Below are 18,532 nucleotides of genomic sequence, written 5' to 3'. Positions count from 1 at the left end.
CCGATGAACGTAACGTCAGAAAATCCCGTGCGCCTGCGACCGAGGCGTCATGCAGCGCGCCGCTCGGCGCTCCTGAGCGGGGTACTCGCCGTCGTCCTCGCTTCCGGGCTTGCCTCGTCCACACCGACGGCATTCGCCGATGAGCTGGAAGACAAGCAGGCCGCGCTCCAGGCCGAAGCGCAACGCGTCCAGCAGTCATTGGAGTTTGTTGACTCGCGGATTGCCAAGGCCGCCGGTGACCTGGTCCTGTACCAGGGCCAACTGCCGGGTGCCCAGCAGGCGCTGCTCGAAGCGCAGGGGCGCGTGGCCAGCGCCGTCAAGGAAGTCGAGGCACTGTCCGCCCGCGTTGACATGGCGCAGCAGAACAAGGCGAAAATCACCCAGCAGCTGGAAACGGACAAGCAGAAGATCGCCGACACCAAGAAACTGATCGGCCAGATCGCCACGCAGGCATACAAATCCGGCGGTGTTCCCTCCAACCTGTCGCTGTTCTTCGGTTCGAACAACGGCGGCAGCCTCACCGACACCATGGACCTGGCAGATCAGGCCATGCGCAGCCAGAACGCCGCCATGGACAAGCTGAGCCAGCAGAACGCCACCAACGTCAACTCCGAGGCACGCCTCCAGGCCGTGGAAGCGGAAATCAAGGACCTGAAGGCCAAAGCCGACGCCGCCCTCGAGCGCGAGAAGGCGGCCCGCGACGAAGCCGCCGCCAAGAAAGCCCAGGTTGACCAGCTGATCGCAGACACGACGCGCCTCGACTCCGAGCTGCAGGCCGCCAAGCCGGGAATCCAGGCCCAGCTCGCCGGGGTCCAGGCAAGCCAGAACCAGGTGGCCAACGAGATTGCCGAGCGCGATCGCAGGGCACGGGAGGCATGGGAAGCCGAGCAGCGCCGGCTGGCCGAAGCAGCTGCTGCGGCTGCCGCCGCGGCAGCCGCGGCAGCGAACCGCCCGGCACCGCCGGTCCAGCCGTATGTCCCCCCTGCTGCCGGATCGCCGTCGGCCTTCGGCCTCCGCCATCCGTTCGACGGCAGCATTCCCATCACATCCGGTTTTGGTTGGCGGACCACTCCGCCAGGGACCATCGATTTCTACGGCCAGGGCGGCTATGTCCACACCGGTATCGATTTCGGTGCCGCCTGCGGTACCCCGGTGTACGCCGCAGCGGCCGGTGAAGTCTTCAGCTCCGGCTGGAACTCCGCTGACGGCGGCGGCTGGCGGGTGAAGCTGGACCATGGGGTGGTGCAGGGCAACTCGCTGACCACCATCTACTACCACAACTCCAGCATCGTGGTATCGAATGGGCAGCGGGTCTCGCAGGGCCAGCTCATCGCGTACTCCGGCAGTACCGGCAACTCCACAGGCTGCCACGCCCACTTCGAAACCTGGCTGAACGGTGCCGCCGTCGACCCAATGGGCCTGCTCTAGGGCTGCGCGGCCCTGCCGTACACTGGTATGACTCCGCTGCGACCCGGCCGGAGGACCTTTCGATTCGACTGAGGAGCTGTTCCGTGCCCAAAGAAAGTGGCCGTAAGGTGGTGGCCACCAACCGCAAGGCCCGGCATGATTACCACGTGCTGGATACCTATGAGGCCGGCATTGCGCTAATGGGCACCGAAGTGAAATCCCTTCGCGAGGGGCACGCGTCCATGGTGGACGGGTTCTGTACCTTCTACAACGACGAACTGTGGATGGAAGCCATCCACATTCCGGAGTACAACCAGGGCAGTTGGACCAACCACGCTGCCCGGCGCCGCCGTAAGCTGCTCCTGCACCGCGAAGAGCTCATCAAGATCTCCCGCAAGGTCCAGGAAGCCGGCTACACCATCGTGCCGCTCCAGCTCTACTTTGTGGATGGCCGCGCGAAGGTTGAAATAGGCGTAGCCCGCGGTAAGCGCGAGTACGACAAACGCCAGACACTCCGCGAACAACAGGACAACCGGGAAGCCCAGCGCGAGATGCGGGAACGCAACAGGCGGCGCGGCTGAGCGGTGTTGCCCGGAATGAATCCGGCACAACATGCGTTACTATAAATAGTCCGGCGGGTACGCCCGCGGGATTGGGTAACATAGATTGGTAACAAAATACGGGGATGATCGGTTTCGACGATGTTAGTCGCGACAGGTGAAGCGGGCCGAGGATGCAGAATTATCTCGTAAACGCTGTCTGCAAACCAATAAGTGCCGAATCTAAGCGCACTGACTTCGCTCTTGCTGCCTAAGCAGTAAGACAGTCCGTCAGCCCGAGGTTGCTATTGCCCCGGATCCTGGCGTCATTTAGATAGCCACTGCTGTTTGCCCCCGTCATCGGGGTAAACGGGACTCTTAGATGACTGGGCCCGGATCAGCCAGCTGTTTGCAGCATGGCTGGGGCCGAGAAAGTCCGACGCAAACTGCGCCCGGAGAAGCCCTGACAACACGACATCGGACGGGGGTTCAATTCCCCCCATCTCCACACCCAAACGGTGATTCGGGACATCCTTTGCGGATGGGTCGAGTTACCCAAAAAGAGCACCCCGGTCTTCGGACCGGGGTGCTTTTCTTTGCCCGTACTGACCGGGCAGCTGCCCGGACAGTTGCCCTACGCAAGCGCGACGGACCCTGGACCAGGGTGATCCAGGGTCCGGTTCCTCAGACCTCTGCAGGCAGGATTATTGCCGGGCCTCATTGAACCGCTGCGCTACCACCGGCATCAGCGAGTGGATGTAGCTCCGTGAGGCGTGGTCGAAATCGGCGTAGACCTGCAGGCCGCCGATGACCGCGTAGCAGGTCTGGTCGTCGCAGAACTGGTCAGACATGTCGAGCACCTTCACCGAGGGCTTGCCCATGCCAACGGCAGCACTCGCAATCGGGTCCGGCACCAGAGCCTCGGTACGGGGGTTCGCGCAGTTGATGGGCTGTTGCTGGTTGAGTGCCACGCAGTCCGGGCTGCTGTGGCGCAGGGTCAAGGGGGGATCGCGGAAGACGAAGACGCGGGACCCCGTACCCGTCCAGGCGAGGAACCGCTTGGCGACGGCGTCGCTGTACTGTTCCAACTGGGGGCGGCCGGTGCCGTCGTCGATCGTCTCGCCGGCGCCGAAGGAGGACGCGAAGACCATTCCGGGTTTTTCCTGGACGATCCTGTCCGTCACCTGCTTGCTCCACTCCAGGCACCGTTTCTGGGAGCGTGCGTCATCCGCGGGTTCGCCCATGAAAGCGACCCGCTTTACATCGACGAAGGGACACCCGCCCACCATGGACTCTTTTAGCTTCCACTTGTGCAGCCGGGCCAGCTCATACAGGGCGCTTTTCCACTGCTCCGCGTGTGAGTCGCCGATCAGCCAAACAGTTGCGGAGGCCGGAGCGCCGCCGGTGAAATCGCATTCCGTCAGGAGTTTCTGGTCCTCAAAAACGATGGGATCTGCCGCCGGGTGGCATTCCGGGGCGTCAAAGCGCGGTGCCTCGTTCGGGCCCACGTTGGCAACCCGTGCAGCGCCAAAGGGATCACCGCAGTTGTTTTTCGGGTCCAGGCTGCGGGCGCCGTAGCAGGGGTCACCGGAAAGATTCTGCAGCTTGGCTGTCTCTGCTTCCTGTGCCTTTCCAAAACTCAGCAGAAGGCCCCCGCATAAGGCACAGACGGTGGCCATGGCGGCTGCCATGACCAGCACGACGCGGAGCGGTTTGGTCCCCTTCAGGAGCTTGGTGCGGCCCGGGTCTTCAACAAATTTCTTCGAGGCGTAGGAAAGCCCGATGGCCAGTGCCAGGATGCCGATCTTGTCCAAGGTGCCGAGCGGGCGGCTCAGGAGGGCCGGCGCCAGGACGATGAGCGGCCAGTGCCACAGGTAGAGCGAGTAGGACACGTCGCCCACAAACTGGATGGGCCTGGCGGCAAGGACCTGGTTGGGCGACCAGATGGGGCTGTTCGGCCCCGAAGCAATCACCAGTACAGTGCCGAGGACGGGAACCGCGGCAGCGAAGCCGGGAAAGAACGTCTGCTCATTAAACGTCAGGGCGGAGAACGCGATCAGGCCGTAGCCCAGCCACTGCGCTGTTCCGGAGAGCGCCAGGTGGTGGGTGGGCAGCCGCAGCCGCAAGGCTCCCAGGGCGTGGGCGCCCCCTATGGCTACCAGGGCCCCGGCACCGAACTCCCAGACGCGGGCCGGCGTGACAAAGTAGGCCGGGCTTTTGTTGGTGTACGTAAACCAGATGCAAAAGACGAGTGCGATAACGCTGGCAAGCGCGACCCCCAGGGTCAGTAGCGCCCGCCGGCGGAGCCGGAACCTGACCGCGGCCGTAAACAGTCCGAGCATAAGCAGCGGCCAGATCAGGTAAAACTGTTCCTCGACAGAGAGCGACCAGTAATGCTGCACTGTGGACGCGGCTTCGTTGTGCGCTGAATAGTCCACGGATTTGGCTGCCAGAACCCAGTTTTCGACATACAGGACCGACGCCATGGTCTCCTGGGCTATGGCCACCCAGCGCGAGAACGGAAGCAGCACCCAGGCGGCCACGAGGGAAACGACGCCCACAAGGGTTGCGGCCGGAAGGAGCCGCCTGATCCGCCGGGCATAGAACTGACCAAGGTTGATGCGGTCTGACCGTTCCAGTTCGCCGAGCAGGTGCTTGGAGATCAGGTAGCCCGAGATCACGAAGAATACGTCCACGCCGACGTACCCGCCTGGAAGCCGGACGGGCCACAAGTGGTTGAGGACCACGAGCATGACTGCCAGGGCCCGAAGGGCCTGGATGTCCTTGCGCGTTGCGTTGACCGATTCTTTTCGTCGCAGTTCCGACCGAGTTCGAAACAAGACCTGTCCGGTCACACGTACTCCTTGTTATTCGTCCTGTGGGTTCACCGTGGTGCGGGGTCCTGTGCCGGCACAGCTTTGGCGGCCAGGCGTGCTTTCCGCCGGGAACAATGCCCGGGTGGCATGAAACCGCATCGTCGGTGAAGCCAGTAAAACCCACATGGTGTGGGGTTGTGCAGGAATTCCCCTCGGGTACTTTAGCACCGCACTTGCCCCGGTGATGGTGCGGGCCAGCCAAGGTGAAGGGGGCCCGGCGTGCGGCGGAGATGCGGTTGCGGCAGGGGAGGAGCATGACACGACGCCTTGGATTCGTATTCACGCACAGTCATGCGGGTGGCAGCGGCGGTCACGCCGCATGTTGCCGCCATAGAGATGCCAGCCACCCGCCGCAACGGCCGGATGCGCGTTGGAGCAGGCTCAGCGGTGCTTTTCACGGAGGACGGCTACCGCGACACCAACTCGCATGTGGTGGCGGGGACAAGGAACGGGCACGCTGTCTTTGCCGACGGGAGCAGGATGGAGTTGGAGCTGGTGGGCGCTGACCCGCTGTCCGACCTTGCAGTGGTCCATGGCCAGCGCCTCAGGATCCGGCCCGCCGAGCTGGGTGATGCCGAGTCGCTCCGCGTCGGGCAACTCGTCGTCGCCGTCGGAAACCCCTTGGGACTTGCAGGTTCCGTGACGGCGGGAGTGGTCAGCCGCCTGGGCCGCGCCATACCGGCCTGGGCGGACGGCAACCGAGGGTGATCGAGGACGTCATCCAGACCGAGGCTGCGTTGAACCCGGGAACTCAGGCGGTGCCCTGGCCGATACGCACAGCAGGATCATGGGCATTAACACCGCTGTGGCCGGGGCAGGGCTGGGGCTGGCAACCCCATCGACTCCACCCGGCGGATCATTTCCGCCCTGCTATCGGACGGTAGGGTGCGGCGGGCCTACCAGGGACTCATCAGTATGCCGGTCCGGCTCACTCCCAGCGAAGTCATCCGGAGCGGCCAGCGGGAAGGCCTCCGCATCGTTGAGGTGCTGCCTGGCTCTCCAGCGGACCGGGCCGGCCTGGTTGCAGGGGATATCGTCATGACCGCCGGCGGAAGGATGGTCAGCAACGCCGAAAGCCTGCAGCGGTTGCTGTTCTCCGATGCCATCGGCCAGCCATTGGACCTGGCGGTGCTCCGTGACGGGGCGGAACTCCGCCTGGCGGCGGTCCCTGATGAAATGACCAGCAACCCCAGGCGAGCCTGGCCGAACGGGTCAGCGTCCGCCGTCGGGCGCTTCCACGTCCGCGATGCCGACGAAGCGGGTGCCCACGCCGTCGAACTCACTGCGGACAAATCCCGGCTGGGCCGGCGGCACTTCGTCCGGGCGGTGATGGTCACACACCACATAGGTGAAGTCCGGCCACCATTTCTTGGGCCGCGCCGCTTCCTCGTAACCGCACACCGCGCACACGAGGTGAACCCAGACCGGCCGTTTGCCCGTTCGGTTGGCACGGGACTGTTCCAGCCAGGCCGGCGGGCTGTCCAACAGCGCACCGAGTTGCTCCTCGGACATGAACTTGGGGAGGCCGTGGCGCTGGGCCATTTCCATGGGGATATCGAGGGCTATTGCCACGTCGCGTCTGCTGATCATCACCTCCACAATACGTGAACGGGACAGGCAACCAGGGACGGGACGGGCTCCTCAGGACACCAAGGCAATCCCGGCGGCGGCGGCGCCAAGGCCCAATACCAGGTTGACGGCGATGTTCATGGCTGCGGCTCCGAACCTTGCCTCTCCGAGCAGGCGCACCGTGGCAGTGGTCCAGGAACTGAAGGTTGTCAGGCCGCCTGCAAAGCCCGTCGCCAGGCCAATGCTCCATTCGTGCCCCAGCCCCAGCTGCGTGGTGAGGCCGTACGAGATCCCGATGATGAAGGAGCCTGCCACGTTTACCACCAGTGTTGCCCAGGGCCAGTGGAGCCGGTCCTTCGACAGTCCCAGCCGTACGGTGCGCCGGGAGCTGTGGTGGGCGAACCAGCTGTCCGTTGCGAACCTCAGGAGCGCACCCGAGATACCGAAGAGTCCCACCAGCACGGCGCTGATCACTGCCGGCTCCCGGAGCCGTCCGGGGTGGACAACCGCCCCGTGAGCTTACCGAGGCGCCAGCCCAGGGCGGCCGAGAGCAGGCCCAGCAGCACGGAGAGCCCCAGGTAGGCGATCCACACTGTGTGCTGCCCGTCGCGCGCCAGCTGGTCCACGGCAAACACCACCGCCGAAAACGTTGTGAAGGAGCCAAGCAGCCCAGGCCCCAGCCCGGCACGGAGCCAGAACGCGGTCTGCGGCCTCGCCATCCAGGCGGTGGTCAGGGCGGCCAGGACGAAACTGCCGGCGACGTTGATCCAGAGCGTTGTCCACGGCACCGACCCGGCGGGATCGGGGAAGGCCAGGCCCAGCCCGTACCGGAGTTCAGAACCAACGAGGCCGCCGGCGGCAACCGCCAGCCAGGCACGGCCCGAAGGAATCCACGTTTCCCTCATCCGGCGCTGCGCATGTCAGGACTCCGCCAGGATGCAGCCCTCGTGGGTCCGGCCGGTGTGGACCCACAGGGCGGAGGTGACCTCGTCGGCGAGATCGAATTCCCTGGTCCGGCCCGCACTGCTGATCCGCACGATCAGGGCGCCTCCGAAGGGCCGCCGTCCCATGATTTCAACCTCGGAATCAAGGTCGATCTCTTCGGCCGCGAGGTAGCGCAGCAGCTCAGGGTTGTCGTCGCTGATGCGGGTGATCCTGCCGGTGTGGCCCTCGTCGAGTTCGCCCATGAGGCGGGCAACGGGCATGTGGACTTTGCCGTCGGCCGTGGGAATGGGATCACCGTGCGGGTCGCGGTCCGGGTGGCCCAGCTGGGCTGACACCCGTTCGATAAAGGTGTCTGAGACAGCGTGTTCCAGCAGTTCGGCTTCGTCGTGGACTTCATCCCAGCTGTAGCCCAACTGCTGGACAAGGTACGTTTCGATGAGCCGGTGGCGGCGCACCATGGACAGTGCAAGCCGGAGCCCGGCGTCCGTGAGGGTAATTGCGCTGTAGGGCTTGTGGTCCACCAGCCCCTGGTCCTTCAGCTTGCGGACCATCTCCGAAACTGAAGAATTTGCCACACCCAGGCGCTGCGCCAGCTGCGAGGACGTGATGGGCTTGTCCTGCCATTCCGTGAACGAATAGACCACCTTGACGTAGTCCTCAATGGAGGAGGAGGGCGCGCTGGTCTTCACACGTTCAAGCCTACCCGTTGGCGGGACGCGGCCGGGATCCGCGTGTCACGCGCGGACGGCGCGCCAGGACAGCGTCAGGTACGGCAGGCTGAGTTCTTGACCCTCGGCGTGCCCCAGATGCTCATGGAGGTACCAGGTGAGGTTCGCCAGGACTTTGGCCCGGGTCTGTTCGTTGGCCTGCAGGTAGTAGCTTCGGGATTTGGCCAGTTCCATCAGGTCGGCAGGGGTGACAGGATCCTGCCAGCGGGTCACGTGCCCTTCGAGGCCCTCGAACTCGGGGCCCACCAGCGGCCGCTGTCCGGGCTTGTAGACGTCCCCGGCATGCATGATGCGGGAAAGCCGGTGCACCCACGGCACCGAGGTGTCCAGCTGGTTCCACACCAGTCCCAGCGTTCCCTGCGGGCGGAGGACCCTGGCCAGTTCCGTGCTGGCCGCGAGGGCGTCGCACCAGTGCCAGGCCTGGGCAACGCTGACGACGTCGAAACTTGCGTCATCAAGCCCGGTGGCCTCGGCGGTGCCGCGCAGGGCAGCAGCGGCCGGGTATTGGGCGGACAGTTGCGCGAGCATGTCCGCGGACGGATCGACGGCGGTCACGGACAATCCCAGCGCCAGCAGCAGGTCAGTGAACTTGCCCGTGCCGGCACCGACGTCGAGCGCATCATGGGCGCACGCGGGCACCAGCCACCGTGCCGATTCCGCCGGATACCCCGGACGGACCTTTTCATAGTGCTTGCCGCCGTCCTGGAAGCTCTGGCCGAGCTCCCGGCGCCGCCCGTGATCGAGCTTGGGCCCACCCCGAACCACGTACGGCCTCCTTCAGCTGATTCCCTGCGGGTACCGTCCGAATTTACCGCATGCACCCGGGCGCGGGCTTTACGGCCATCAGTCGTCGAGGCAGGGAGCTGCGCCGGCGGTTCCCGGGGTGTTCGGTGCCCAGTGGGGATAGGTCCTGGTGTCGTTGGCGGGCACCCACCGGCCGGCATCCACTACGTAGTCCCAGCCGAGCCCGTCCCGGCGGAGCTTTTCAATGCCTGCGAGGAGCCGCTGGGCATCTTCGAGCCGGGAGCCGACTCCGAAGCTTGCCCGCAGTGATCCTGATGGCAGGCCCAGGCGCTTCAGCAGCGGGTGGGCGCAGAAGCGGCCATCACGGAGTCCTACACCGTGTTCGGCGGAGAGGTATGCGGCTACCAGGCCGGCGTCGTAACCCGCCACCGAGAAGTTCACTACCCCAATGGTGTCTTTGTCAGGGTCGGTGTCCTTGAAGATTTGGTGCACCGTGACGCCGTCGATCGCCTGCAGGCCTTCCACCAGGTAGGCACGGATGGCCGACTCGTGGGCGTGCCAGCGGTCCTGGTCCAGGCTCGCGATAACCTGCGTTGCCCGCGCCAGGGTAGCCGCACCCAGCACGTTGGGGGAGCCGCCCTCATGGCGGGCCGGGCCGGTGGCCCAGCTGACGCCGTCGAGCTTTGCTTCCTTTACGGCGCCACCGCCGGCGAGGTGCGGCGTGCCGGCGTCGAGCCAGTCCGGGCGGCCCACCAGGACGCCGGCGCCAAAGGGTGCGTAGAGCTTGTGCCCGGAGAAGGCAAGGTAGTCGACGTCGTCGGCGCTGATGTTGACGCGGCGGTGCGGCGCCAGCTGGGCCGCGTCCACCACGATGCGGGCACCGTGCCGGTGGGCGAGGGCGGCGAGTTCCCGGATGGGAAGGATTTCGCCGGTGACGTTGGAGGCGCCGGTGACGGCCAGCAGGCTGACGCCGCCCTGCTCAAGCTCGGCGCGCACGGAATCGATGGTCCCGGCGATCGTGTCGGCGGCAACGATGCTCCGGTGGGGGACACCCTGCCACGGCAGCAGGTTGGCGTGGTGTTCGATGTCCAGGTAGAGGACGTCGCCGGCGGGTTTGCCGTCCGTGCCGGGGAGGCAACCGGCGAGCAGGTTAAGGGAGTCGGTGGTGTTCCTGGTGAAGATGACGGAATCGTCGGGACGTCCGCCGACGAACTCGCGGACGATGTTGCGCGCGTTCTCGTATACGGACGTGCTGATCTGCGAAGCGTAACCGGCGCCGCGGTGGACGCTGGCGTAGAACGGCAGGATCTCGTTGAGGTAGGCCGACACCACGGTCAGGGCCGGGGCGGAGGCCCCGTAGTCAAGGTTGGCGTAGCGGACGTGGCCGCCGGAGATCAGCGGAGCCAGGATTTCAGCGCCGGTAACCGCTGAAAGCGGACGTCCGGCGGCCGCCAGGCGTTCATCAGAGACGATTCCGGCGGTAATGGGGGAGTCGACGGCAGTAGTCATGGAGACCTCACTTCAGGACAGGACTCCGGCAGTGCTGGAATCCGCGCTTGCCGCATCCGCTCCGGACCGGCCTGGTCGTCACCCGGGGCACCCCACCGCGAATGGAGGGTTGCCGGCCAGCAAACCGGGGTTTAGCGCTGGCACTCGTGACCTGGATAAAACCATAGAACATCCGGCGGCCCGGCCTGAAGCCGGGAGGATTGTTAAGGGTTTTGTTACGTGCGGCCCGGAATCGGGACTTTCTTCGAAGATTACGACGGCGGGCGCCCCCTTTTGGAGGCGCCCGCGGTCAATTATTCGGAAGTAGGCCGGCCTACAGCAGGTCGTCCAGGCCGGGGTTCAGCCGGTGCAGCACTTCGGTGTGCAGGATGGAATTGGTCGCCAGGGCGTTCCCGCCGAACGGGCCGTCCTCGCCTTCAAGGGAGGTGAAGCGGCCGCCGGCCTCCACCACGATGGGCACGAGGGCGGCCATGTCATAGAGGTTCAGTTCGGGCTCGCAGGCGATGTCCACGGACCCTTCGGCCACCATGCAGTAGGACCAGAAATCGCCGTAGGCGCGCGTGCGCCAGACGTCCTCAGTCAGGCCCAGGAAGTCGTCAAGATTGCCGCGTTCCTTCCAGCCACCCAGGCTGGAATAGGACAGCGAAGCGTCGGACAGGGTGGAAACGTCGGAGACCCGGAGCCGGGTGGCCGATGCGAGGGAACGGCCCATGTAGGCCCCCATGCCTTTGGCGGCCCACCACCGCTTTCCCAGGGCGGGTGCGCTGACGACGCCCACCACCGGCTCGCCCTCATCAACCAGGGCGATGAGCGTGGCCCAGACGGGAACACCGCGGACGAAGTTCTTGGTGCCGTCGATGGGATCGATGATCCACCGCCGGGAGCCGTGGCCGGTGCTGCCGAACTCTTCACCCAGCACGGCGTCGCGTGGTCGGGAGCGTGAGAGCTGGCCGCGGATGGCTTCCTCGGCGGCCTTGTCCGCATCGGTGACCGGCGTCAGATCGGGCTTGGTCTCCACGTGGAGGTCCTGCGCCTTGAAACGGCTCATGGTCTGGTCATCCACGGAGTCGGCCAGGACATGGGCCAGGCGCAGGTCGTCGTTATAGGTCGAAGCGGGTTGGATCATGGTTCCAAACTACCGTCTGGCGCCGGTTCTGCCGGGAGGTCGGCCGTGCCGGTTGGCGCTGTCAGCTGATGGTGCCGAGCTCCTTGGCCTCCTGGGCTTCCATCCTGGGATCGGCGCCCAGGAGCCGGCGGAGCGAAGCCAGGCGTGCTTCACCGGTGGGTCCTGCATGTCCGCCTGCCACCCAGGCGTCGAGCCCGCAGTTGACGGCAGTGGCGGTGTGCTTGCAGCCACGTTCGCAATCATCAGTGCCCGGCGAAAGATCCGGGAACGACCTCAGGATCCGGTCCGGATCCACATGGGCAAGGCCAAATGACCGGATGCCCGGGGTGTCGATGATCCAACTGCCGGGAGGGGCGTCGGCCAGACGCAGGGCAAGGGCCGACGACGACGTGTGCCGTCCCCGTCCGGTTACCGCATTCACGCCGCCTGTGGCCCGTTCCGCGCCGGTCAGGGCGTTCACCATGGTTGATTTACCGACCCCGGAGTGCCCCAGCATTACTGTGACCTTGCCGCCCAGGTGTGCCCTGAGCCCGGCAACGGCGTCACTGTCCAGCCGGGCCGACAACCCGTCATCGGAGCGGGCGTCGATGCCTGACGCCTCCAGGTCGGCGGTCCGGCTGATGATGACCGGGAAGTCAAGGTGCGTGTAGTTGGCCAGGAACTCGCCGGGATCCTTCACGTCCGCCTTGGTGACCAGCAGGATCGGCTCGATGCCGGCGTCGTACGCTGCCACGAGGGCGCGGTCGATGAATCCTGTGCGGGGTTCGGGGTTTGCTGCTGCCACCACTACAACCAGCTGGTCGGCGTTGGCCACCACGGCACGTTCGATGGGGTCAGTGTCGTCTGCACTGCGGCGCAGGAGGGTGGTGCGGTCCTGGATTTTGACGAGCCGCGCCAGGGTGTTGGGGTCCCCGGACACGTCGCCAACGAGGGAGACGAAATCGCCGGCAACCACCGGGTTCCGGCGCAACTCCCGCGCCCGCGCGGCAATGACTGTCCGCTCATCGCCGGAGTCTTCGTCAACGACGGCGGTGTAGCGTCCGCGGTCGACCGTAATGATGCGGCCTGTTACGGCGTCGTCGTGGCTGGGGCGGTCCTTCGTGCGCGGCCGGGTGCCCTTTTTGTTGGGCCGGATCCGGACGTCGGATTCGTCCCAGGAGTCAGTCCTCCGCGGCACCGGCGAAACCTCCCGCGCCGTTTTCGGAGCCGTGAGTGGCGGGGGCCGGGCCTTGCTGTGCGAGCATGCCCGTCCACAGCCGAGGGAAGTCCGGCATGGTTTTGGCCGTCGTCGCGATGTCCTCCACCTGGATTCCCTCGACGGCGAGGCCGAGGATTGCCCCGGCAGTGGCCATGCGGTGGTCGGCATAGCTGTGGACCACGCCGGCATGCAGCTTCGCCGGGCGGATGATCAGGCCGTCGCTGGTTTCCTCCGCGTCGCCGCCGAGGCGGTTGATCTCGGTGACCAGTGCGGCGAGCCTGTCCGTTTCATGCCCCCGGAGATGGGCGATGCCGCTCAGGCGGGAGGGGCCGGTAGCCAGGGCACAGAGCGCGGCCACTGTGGGTGCCAGTTCGCTGGTGTCGGCGAAATCCGCCCCCTTGATCTCGGGGCCGCCCCGGACCGTCAACACCCCGTCCCGCAATGTCACTTCTGCGCCCATGCGGGCCAGGATGCTGCGCCACAGGTCGCCTACCTGCTGCGTCTGCTCCGGCCAGCCCGGGATCCTGACGGTTCCACCGGATGCGAGGGCGGCGGCCAGGAACGGACCTGCATTGGAAAGGTCCTGCTCGATCTGCTGGTCAAAGGCGCGGATGGGCCCGGGAGCAACAATCCAGTGGTTGGGAACGGAATCGTCCACCTGCACACCGGCGCCGCGGAGTACGGCCACCGTCATGTTGATGTGGTCGAGGCTGGGCACAGGCTTGCCCACGTGCTCCAGGTGCAGGCCTTCGGTGAATCGTGCACCGACCAGCAGGAGCGCGGAGACGAACTGCGAGGACGCACTGGCATCTATGACCAGGTGCCCGCCGCGGACTTCCCCGGTTCCTTCGACGACAAACGGCAGCGACGCGGGGGTGCTGCCGTCTTCGGCCGAGACATTCACGCCGAGGGCCTTAAGGGCCTCGATGATTGTCCCCATGGGGCGCTTCCGCGCGTGCGGGTCGCCGTCGAACGTGCTGGCACCGCTGCGCAGCGCCGCGAGTGGTGGAACGAAGCGCATGACGGTGCCGGCAAGGCCGCAGTCGATGCGGACCGCGGTGCCCGCTGCGTCCCCCTGCCCTTCATCTTCCCGGTGCCGCATTGGAACCACCTCAAGGTCGGGGCCGAACGCCCCGTCCCCGGGAACCTCGGTAATCGTGGCGCCCAACTGGCGCAGCGCCTCGATCATCAGGACGGAATCCCTGGAATGCAGGGGCGCCCGCAAGCGCGATGGCCCGTCAGCCAGGGCAGCAAGGACAAGGTACCTGTTGGTCAGGGACTTTGAGCCGGGCACCGTGACGGTAGCTTCTACTGGACGGCCAGCGTAGGGTGCAGGCCAGTGGGGGACAGTCGTTCCGGAGTCATTCCGGGCAGCGGCTGCAGCGATCATGTCCTTTAGGCCCCCGTAGCCTGCTCCACGGCGCGGCGCACGGCCTTGTCGGCCTTGGTCAGTTTCTTGTTCGTGGTCTTGCGCGCGTCCGAAGCGAGGTGGGCGGCACCCTTGCGGGCGTCGGCAGCCAGGTGTTCCGCGCGCCACGCCAGTCCGGGCCTGCCTGCGGTGTCAACGGAAGCCAGCAGTGCGCCGCCGCTGAGCGACAGGTTCTTGAGCAGCTTGCCCCGGCGGGCTTCGCGGCCTTCCTTGCTGCTGATGTCCGCGCTGCGCCATTCAACGAACGTGTTAAGCAGCGAGACCACCGTCAGGACGGTGGCGGAAAGCCGGGAGAACTTGCCCAGTCCGAAGAGCACTCCCGCGCCTACCTGGGTTCCTCCGATGACCCGGGCGAGCGTCTTCTCGTCCGTTTGGAAGGGCAGGGACGCCGCCGCCTTGCGGAGCAGGGGTGACAACTGCTGGGCAGTGTCGTCGGCGTTCTTGAGCTTGTCCAATCCTGCAATGACGAAGCTGGAAGCCAGCATGGGGCGGGCGAGCGTGCGGACAAAGGACATGGATTTCCTCCTGGCTGGACGAACCGCATCGGCAGCGGCATAAGTCCGTTCTAGTCTTGCACTTTTAGGGAATATTTGCCCAAGGCCGACCGTTATGGCTCTTGGGTCGGTACAGGGGCTGGGCCCGAAATCAAGCAGTAGAACGGGACCCCGGACAGAGAGCGGAGTTGGGCCTTGGCGAGGGTGTTGGACGGAGTGGGTGCTCCAGGGCCGGTGGCACTGGACCTGGTATGGGACGCGTTGCCGGAGTATGGCAGCGCCGGGCCGAGGAGCCTGACAGTAGACTTGAAGGCAATGAGTACCTTGGATCCGGCCGTTTCGGCCATGTATGAAGCATCCGGCGCTGAAGCAAAGGGCGGAAACGTTGCAGTGCCGGCAGGCGGCGGGGAAACCCGGGGCGTACCCACCGGCGATTCGGGCGGCAACGGCCTGGACGTTTCCACCGAATCGGTGGAGGACCGCAGGCTCCGGTTTGAGCGCGACGCCATGCAGTATGTCGATCAGCTCTACTCTGCCGCTATGCGGATGGCCCGGAACCCGTCCGACGCCGAGGACCTGGTGCAGGAGGCCTACACCAAAGCTTTTTCGGCCTTCCACCAGTACAAGCCGGGAACAAACCTGAAAGCCTGGCTGTACCGGATTCTGACGAACACCTACATCAATTTGTACCGCAAGCGGCAGCGCGAACCCCTTCAGTCCAACTCGGATACCATCGAGGACTGGCAGTTGGCGCGGGCCGAATCGCATACCTCAAGCGGACTCCGTTCCGCCGAGGCAGAGGCGTTGGACCACCTTCCGGACTCTGACGTCAAACGCGCCCTTCAGGCCATTCCCGAGGAGTTCCGGCTTGCCGTGTACTTCGCGGATGTGGAGGGGTTCGCGTACAAGGAAATTTCCGACATCATGAACACCCCCATCGGAACGGTGATGTCCCGGCTGCACCGCGGACGGAAGATGTTGCGGGACATGCTCGCGGAGTACGCCGCAGAGCGCGGATTCAAGACGGGCGTGGAATCGCAGGCCGCGGCCGACACAAAACAACAGGAGAGCAGGAAATGAGCGACTGCCAGGGATTGGGCGATTGCGACGACGCCCGGATGCAACGCATCTATGAGTACCTCGATGGTGCACTGACCCGTGAGGACATCACGGAGATCAAGAACCACCTCGACGAGTGCCCGGAATGCACGGAGCAGTATGACCTCGAGTGCGTCATCCGGAACATGGTGAAGCGCTCCTGCACCGAAGCGGCCCCGGACAACCTCAAGAACGCCATCCTGGACCGCATCCACGCCATCAGGCCCGTGGACGCCTAGACCAGGACGCAGCGGTGCGCTGACCACGCGCCACGACGGCAATCCGCCCTCGACGGGATACGTTGGGTGCGGGAGGCAGCAACAGGCTTAAGCAGCAACAGGCTTAAACAGTGAAAGACCCCGGAAACCGATTGGCGTCCGGGGTCTTTCACTTGAACCGTGGTACCTGGCTGTTGCCTAGGTGTTGGGGCGCTTCCCGTGGTTCGCGCCGCCACGCTTACGGTCACGACGCTTGCGTGCACGCTTGCTCATAGCTGGCCTCCTTACTTTCGGTACTCAAAAGAGCTGCCCTCCAGTCTCCCACATGATCAGACCCGCCGCGAACCGGCACCGCCGCATGACCGGCAGCTGGACCCGGCGGCCGTGGCCGCTGCTAGCGCGCCAGGGAGTTCAGGACGGCGATCCTGGCTTGTTCGAGGACAGTGCGGACCGTCTCCAAGGCCACGGGGCTCAGCGGCTCCTTGCCCGCCTTCAGACGCAGCTCCCGCCGGAGGTCGTCGCGGAATGCCTGCAGCATCATTTCGGCTTCCTTCAGTGCCCGGTTTCCCTCGGCCGGCGTCCGTCCGCTCCTGCCCCTGAACTCAGCAGCGGTGGCGGTGGCGCGGGCGGCCTCTGCCGTGGCTGCGAGGTCAGCGCGGAGGCCGCGCATGTTGCTTCGGATGTCTTCCCGTAGGCTGTCCGCGAGCCGGCGCACGGAGGCCGAGATCTCGTTCTCCACCCCGGCCAGTTCGTCGCGGCGGCTGTTCAGCTCGGCAAGGCCGGACTCGGTGATGCGGTAATTGGTCCTCCTGCCAGCGGTTTCAGTGGATACCAGCCCTTCCTCCTCAAGCTTGCCGAGGCGGGGGTAAATGGTGCCCGCACTGGGGGAGTAGGTGCCGCCAAACCTGTCCTTCAGTGCCTTGATGAGCTCATAGCCGTGTTTCGGCCCCGACTCCAGGAGCGCAAGGAGATACAGGCGGAGGGCGCCGTGCGCAAATACCGGGGGCATCAGAGCCCTGCTTCCGCGTTACCGCGCTCCGCCCCGTGGAAGATCGATGTGGTGCCGGAGATCGAATTTGTCCGGACCAGCATCAGTTGGCGGTCCGGCCCGGCGATCGTTTCCACCTTCCCGCCTACCTGGGCATAGCGGTGGTCGTTGATGACTACCGCGCCACTGGCTGATTTGGCCACGATGTCCACGCCGACGTCGTGCGGCAGCCGGATCGTCAGGTCCCCGGACACCGAGTTGGAACCGAAGTCCTCGGTAAAGCCGTGCAGGTCGAAGCTGAGATCCCCACTGACCGTATTGGCCCGGACGTGGCTGAGGGTGCCGGAAACAGTGACCTCGCCGGAAACACTCTTGGCGGTCAATACACCGGAGTGGCTCCGGGCGGTCACATCCCCGCTGACGGTATTGACGTGCAGCTCGCCGGCTGTGCCGTCCGCCATGACCGATCCCGAGACGGTGTTCAGCCTGGTGTGTCCGGAGATGCCGGACACCAGACCGTCGCCGCTGACAGTGCCGGCCTCAACTTCGACATTCTCCGGGACTGCGATGCTGATGATCGCGGAGTTGTCGCTGTGATGGCTGACGGTGCCCATCAGGGTCTTGAACCAGCCTTGGGGGCCGTGCAGCTGGTGGCGGATCTCAAGCCTGCCGTCCACCACGGAGACCGCGACGGGGTCCCCCTCGACCTGGGCGATCTCGATGCGGGTTACCGGCTCTCCATGGGTCACAACATCGAACCTGCCGCTGACCATGCCGAGCTTCAGCGACGTCACGGCGTCGACATCGATGGTTTGCGGACTGGTGACTGTCCAGCTCTGCTCAGGCATTGCCCCTCCAAAGACGATATATCGCGGTTGCCTCCACCGTACGCCGGAGGCGCAGGAGGGTCAAGATATATCGCGAAACTGGCTACTCCGGGGCGTTGATGCGCAGCCACTGGAACCAGCCGCGGTGCAGGACCAGCCAGGCCATGAGTCCATAGCCGGCCTGCCCGGGAGTCCCGCCGTTGGCGGCGAGGTCCTGGCGCCACTGCTCATGATTGAGCAAGGGGGAGAAGGTGTCCACATACAGGTGCTTCCGGCGGGTGGTGACATCTGCGAAGGCAGTGTTCAGCTCGTCCAGGCGGCGGTTCTGGGCCGGGTCCAGGGTAGGCGGCGGGCCCACGACGAAGACCTCTATCCGGTTCTGCGATGCGGAGTCGAGGATGTTGGCCAGGTTAAGGCGGCTTCGTGCCGTGGACAGGCCGAACTCAACGTCGCGGCCCGACAACCCGATGACCAGGCGGTTCTCCGCCTGGTCGCTGAAACGCCGCCCGGCCTCGCCCAGCCAACGGGCGGCCAGTCCCTCGGTGCCTTCCTGGGGGCAGGGCAGGGCATAGCTTTCCAGCAGCATGCCCTCCTGTGGCGTCCGGGCAAGGACACGCCCCAGCCAACCCAGCGCGCGGGGGTCTCCCAGTCCGGCCAGCAGTTCGTCTCCTACAGCTGCAATACGCAGCTTCCTGTCTTCCACACGATCCTCTTTACGTTCGTACTGACCTGCCGGTGTATGCCGGTTGCCGCCTGGAGCTTCAACCGGCACACAAAGGGCGCTGTCCATCCATTAAACAGAACTGCCCGGCCGGAGTCTGGTATTTCGACTCCGGC

The 18,532-nt window shown here is 65.5% G+C and carries 19 protein-coding genes, 1 other RNA gene, 1 pseudogene and 1 riboswitch; of the genes and pseudogenes, 6 read left to right on the top strand and 15 right to left on the bottom strand.

Going from position 1 to position 18,532, the window contains the following annotated elements:
• The first annotated feature begins 3 nt into the window (after positions 1–3).
• From ACP3TD_RS13105 to ssrA, 3 genes are all read left to right on the top strand, one after another.
• Positions 4–1,428 carry a peptidoglycan DD-metalloendopeptidase family protein gene (locus ACP3TD_RS13105; RefSeq protein WP_426763414.1) on the top strand — a complete coding sequence of 475 codons (1,425 nt, stop codon included), beginning with the start codon at positions 4–6 and terminating at the stop codon, positions 1,426–1,428.
• A gap of 83 nt (positions 1,429–1,511) precedes the next feature.
• Positions 1,512–1,988: an SsrA-binding protein SmpB gene (gene smpB, locus ACP3TD_RS13100; RefSeq protein WP_015937574.1), complete on the top strand. Its 477-nt coding sequence runs from the start codon at positions 1,512–1,514 to the stop codon at positions 1,986–1,988.
• A gap of 100 nt (positions 1,989–2,088) precedes the next feature.
• Positions 2,089–2,457: a transfer-messenger RNA gene (ssrA, locus tag ACP3TD_RS13095) on the top strand.
• Between the two features lie 193 nt (positions 2,458–2,650).
• On the opposite strand, the gene ACP3TD_RS13090 is transcribed toward ssrA, so the two are convergent.
• Entirely contained in the window at positions 2,651–4,786 is a 2,136-nt protein-coding gene (locus tag ACP3TD_RS13090) for an acyltransferase family protein (RefSeq protein WP_426763412.1), read from the bottom strand.
• A gap of 303 nt (positions 4,787–5,089) precedes the next feature.
• Here ACP3TD_RS13090 and ACP3TD_RS13085 point away from each other — a divergent pair.
• Positions 5,090–6,010, top strand: a pseudogene (locus ACP3TD_RS13085) (S1C family serine protease); the annotation flags it as partial.
• A gap of 24 nt (positions 6,011–6,034) precedes the next feature.
• On the opposite strand, the gene ACP3TD_RS13080 reads toward ACP3TD_RS13085, so the two are convergent.
• The 10 genes from ACP3TD_RS13080 to ACP3TD_RS13035 form a co-directional block, all read right to left on the bottom strand.
• Positions 6,035–6,412, bottom strand: a complete 378-nt coding sequence (locus ACP3TD_RS13080; RefSeq protein WP_377202704.1) for a hypothetical protein — start codon at positions 6,410–6,412, stop codon at positions 6,035–6,037.
• A 51-nt stretch (positions 6,413–6,463) separates the two neighbouring features.
• Positions 6,464–6,865 (bottom strand): fluoride efflux transporter FluC, encoded by a 402-nt coding sequence (locus ACP3TD_RS13075; protein ID WP_426763411.1) that lies wholly within the window; start codon positions 6,863–6,865, stop codon positions 6,464–6,466.
• Entirely contained in the window at positions 6,862–7,296 is a 435-nt protein-coding gene (locus ACP3TD_RS13070) for a fluoride efflux transporter FluC (protein ID WP_426763410.1), read from the bottom strand. Before ACP3TD_RS13070 ends, ACP3TD_RS13075 begins: the two co-directional genes overlap by 4 nt.
• A gap of 15 nt (positions 7,297–7,311) precedes the next feature.
• Entirely contained in the window at positions 7,312–8,025 is a 714-nt protein-coding gene (locus ACP3TD_RS13065; RefSeq protein ID WP_426763408.1) for a metal-dependent transcriptional regulator, read from the bottom strand.
• Between the two features lie 45 nt (positions 8,026–8,070).
• The gene (locus tag ACP3TD_RS13060; RefSeq protein ID WP_426763407.1) at positions 8,071–8,829 is read right to left on the bottom strand and encodes a class I SAM-dependent methyltransferase; all 759 of its coding nucleotides are present in this window, start codon (positions 8,827–8,829) and stop codon (positions 8,071–8,073) included.
• Between the two features lie 78 nt (positions 8,830–8,907).
• Positions 8,908–10,317, bottom strand: a complete 1,410-nt coding sequence (locus tag ACP3TD_RS13055; protein WP_426763406.1) for an aminotransferase class V-fold PLP-dependent enzyme — start codon at positions 10,315–10,317, stop codon at positions 8,908–8,910.
• Between the two features lie 38 nt (positions 10,318–10,355).
• A riboswitch (SAM riboswitch) is annotated at positions 10,356–10,469 on the bottom strand.
• Between the two features lie 161 nt (positions 10,470–10,630).
• Positions 10,631–11,443 carry a histidinol-phosphatase gene (gene hisN / locus ACP3TD_RS13050; protein WP_015937565.1) on the bottom strand — a complete coding sequence of 271 codons (813 nt, stop codon included), beginning with the start codon at positions 11,441–11,443 and terminating at the stop codon, positions 10,631–10,633.
• Positions 11,444–11,504: 61 nt separating this feature from the next.
• The gene (rsgA, locus tag ACP3TD_RS13045) at positions 11,505–12,620 is read right to left on the bottom strand and encodes a ribosome small subunit-dependent GTPase A (RefSeq protein ID WP_091721245.1); all 1,116 of its coding nucleotides are present in this window, start codon (positions 12,618–12,620) and stop codon (positions 11,505–11,507) included.
• The gene (gene aroA / locus ACP3TD_RS13040) at positions 12,604–14,031 is read right to left on the bottom strand and encodes a 3-phosphoshikimate 1-carboxyvinyltransferase (protein WP_426763404.1); all 1,428 of its coding nucleotides are present in this window, start codon (positions 14,029–14,031) and stop codon (positions 12,604–12,606) included. The genes rsgA and aroA overlap by 17 nt, the downstream gene beginning before the upstream one ends.
• Positions 14,032–14,036: 5 nt before the next feature.
• Positions 14,037–14,585, bottom strand: coding sequence for a DoxX family protein (locus ACP3TD_RS13035; RefSeq protein WP_426763401.1), 549 nt, complete (start codon positions 14,583–14,585; stop codon positions 14,037–14,039).
• Positions 14,586–14,879: 294 nt separating this feature from the next.
• Between ACP3TD_RS13035 and ACP3TD_RS13030 the strand changes: the two genes are divergently transcribed.
• Together ACP3TD_RS13030 and rsrA are read left to right on the top strand one after the other, a co-directional pair.
• Positions 14,880–15,644, top strand: a complete 765-nt coding sequence (locus tag ACP3TD_RS13030; protein ID WP_426763399.1) for a sigma-70 family RNA polymerase sigma factor — start codon at positions 14,880–14,882, stop codon at positions 15,642–15,644.
• Positions 15,641–15,901, top strand: a complete 261-nt coding sequence (rsrA, locus tag ACP3TD_RS13025; RefSeq protein ID WP_056085089.1) for a mycothiol system anti-sigma-R factor — start codon at positions 15,641–15,643, stop codon at positions 15,899–15,901. Before ACP3TD_RS13030 ends, rsrA begins: the two co-directional genes overlap by 4 nt.
• A gap of 177 nt (positions 15,902–16,078) precedes the next feature.
• Here rsrA and ACP3TD_RS13020 read toward each other — a convergent pair whose 3' ends face one another.
• From ACP3TD_RS13020 to ACP3TD_RS13005, 4 genes are all read right to left on the bottom strand, one after another.
• Entirely contained in the window at positions 16,079–16,153 is a 75-nt protein-coding gene (locus ACP3TD_RS13020; protein ID WP_369299106.1) for a 50S ribosomal protein bL37, read from the bottom strand.
• A 121-nt stretch (positions 16,154–16,274) separates the two neighbouring features.
• Positions 16,275–16,889, bottom strand: a complete 615-nt coding sequence (locus ACP3TD_RS13015; RefSeq protein ID WP_091721237.1) for a PadR family transcriptional regulator — start codon at positions 16,887–16,889, stop codon at positions 16,275–16,277.
• Complete coding sequence (locus ACP3TD_RS13010) at positions 16,889–17,716, bottom strand: DUF4097 family beta strand repeat-containing protein (RefSeq protein ID WP_426763397.1); 828 nt, start codon at positions 17,714–17,716, stop codon at positions 16,889–16,891. The genes ACP3TD_RS13015 and ACP3TD_RS13010 overlap by 1 nt, the downstream gene beginning before the upstream one ends.
• 82 nt (positions 17,717–17,798) lie before the next feature.
• Positions 17,799–18,398: a GDSL-type esterase/lipase family protein gene (locus tag ACP3TD_RS13005; protein WP_377202693.1), complete on the bottom strand. Its 600-nt coding sequence runs from the start codon at positions 18,396–18,398 to the stop codon at positions 17,799–17,801.
• Between the last annotated feature and the right edge of the window lie 134 nt (positions 18,399–18,532).

The sequence above is a fragment of the Pseudarthrobacter sp. 1G09 genome (genome assembly GCF_050038305.1).
In the GTDB taxonomy this organism is placed as follows: Bacteria; Actinomycetota; Actinomycetes; order Actinomycetales; family Micrococcaceae; genus Arthrobacter; species Arthrobacter equi.
Note: the sequence above shows the minus strand (reverse complement) of the source record. Positions and strands in the feature narration are given on the sequence as shown.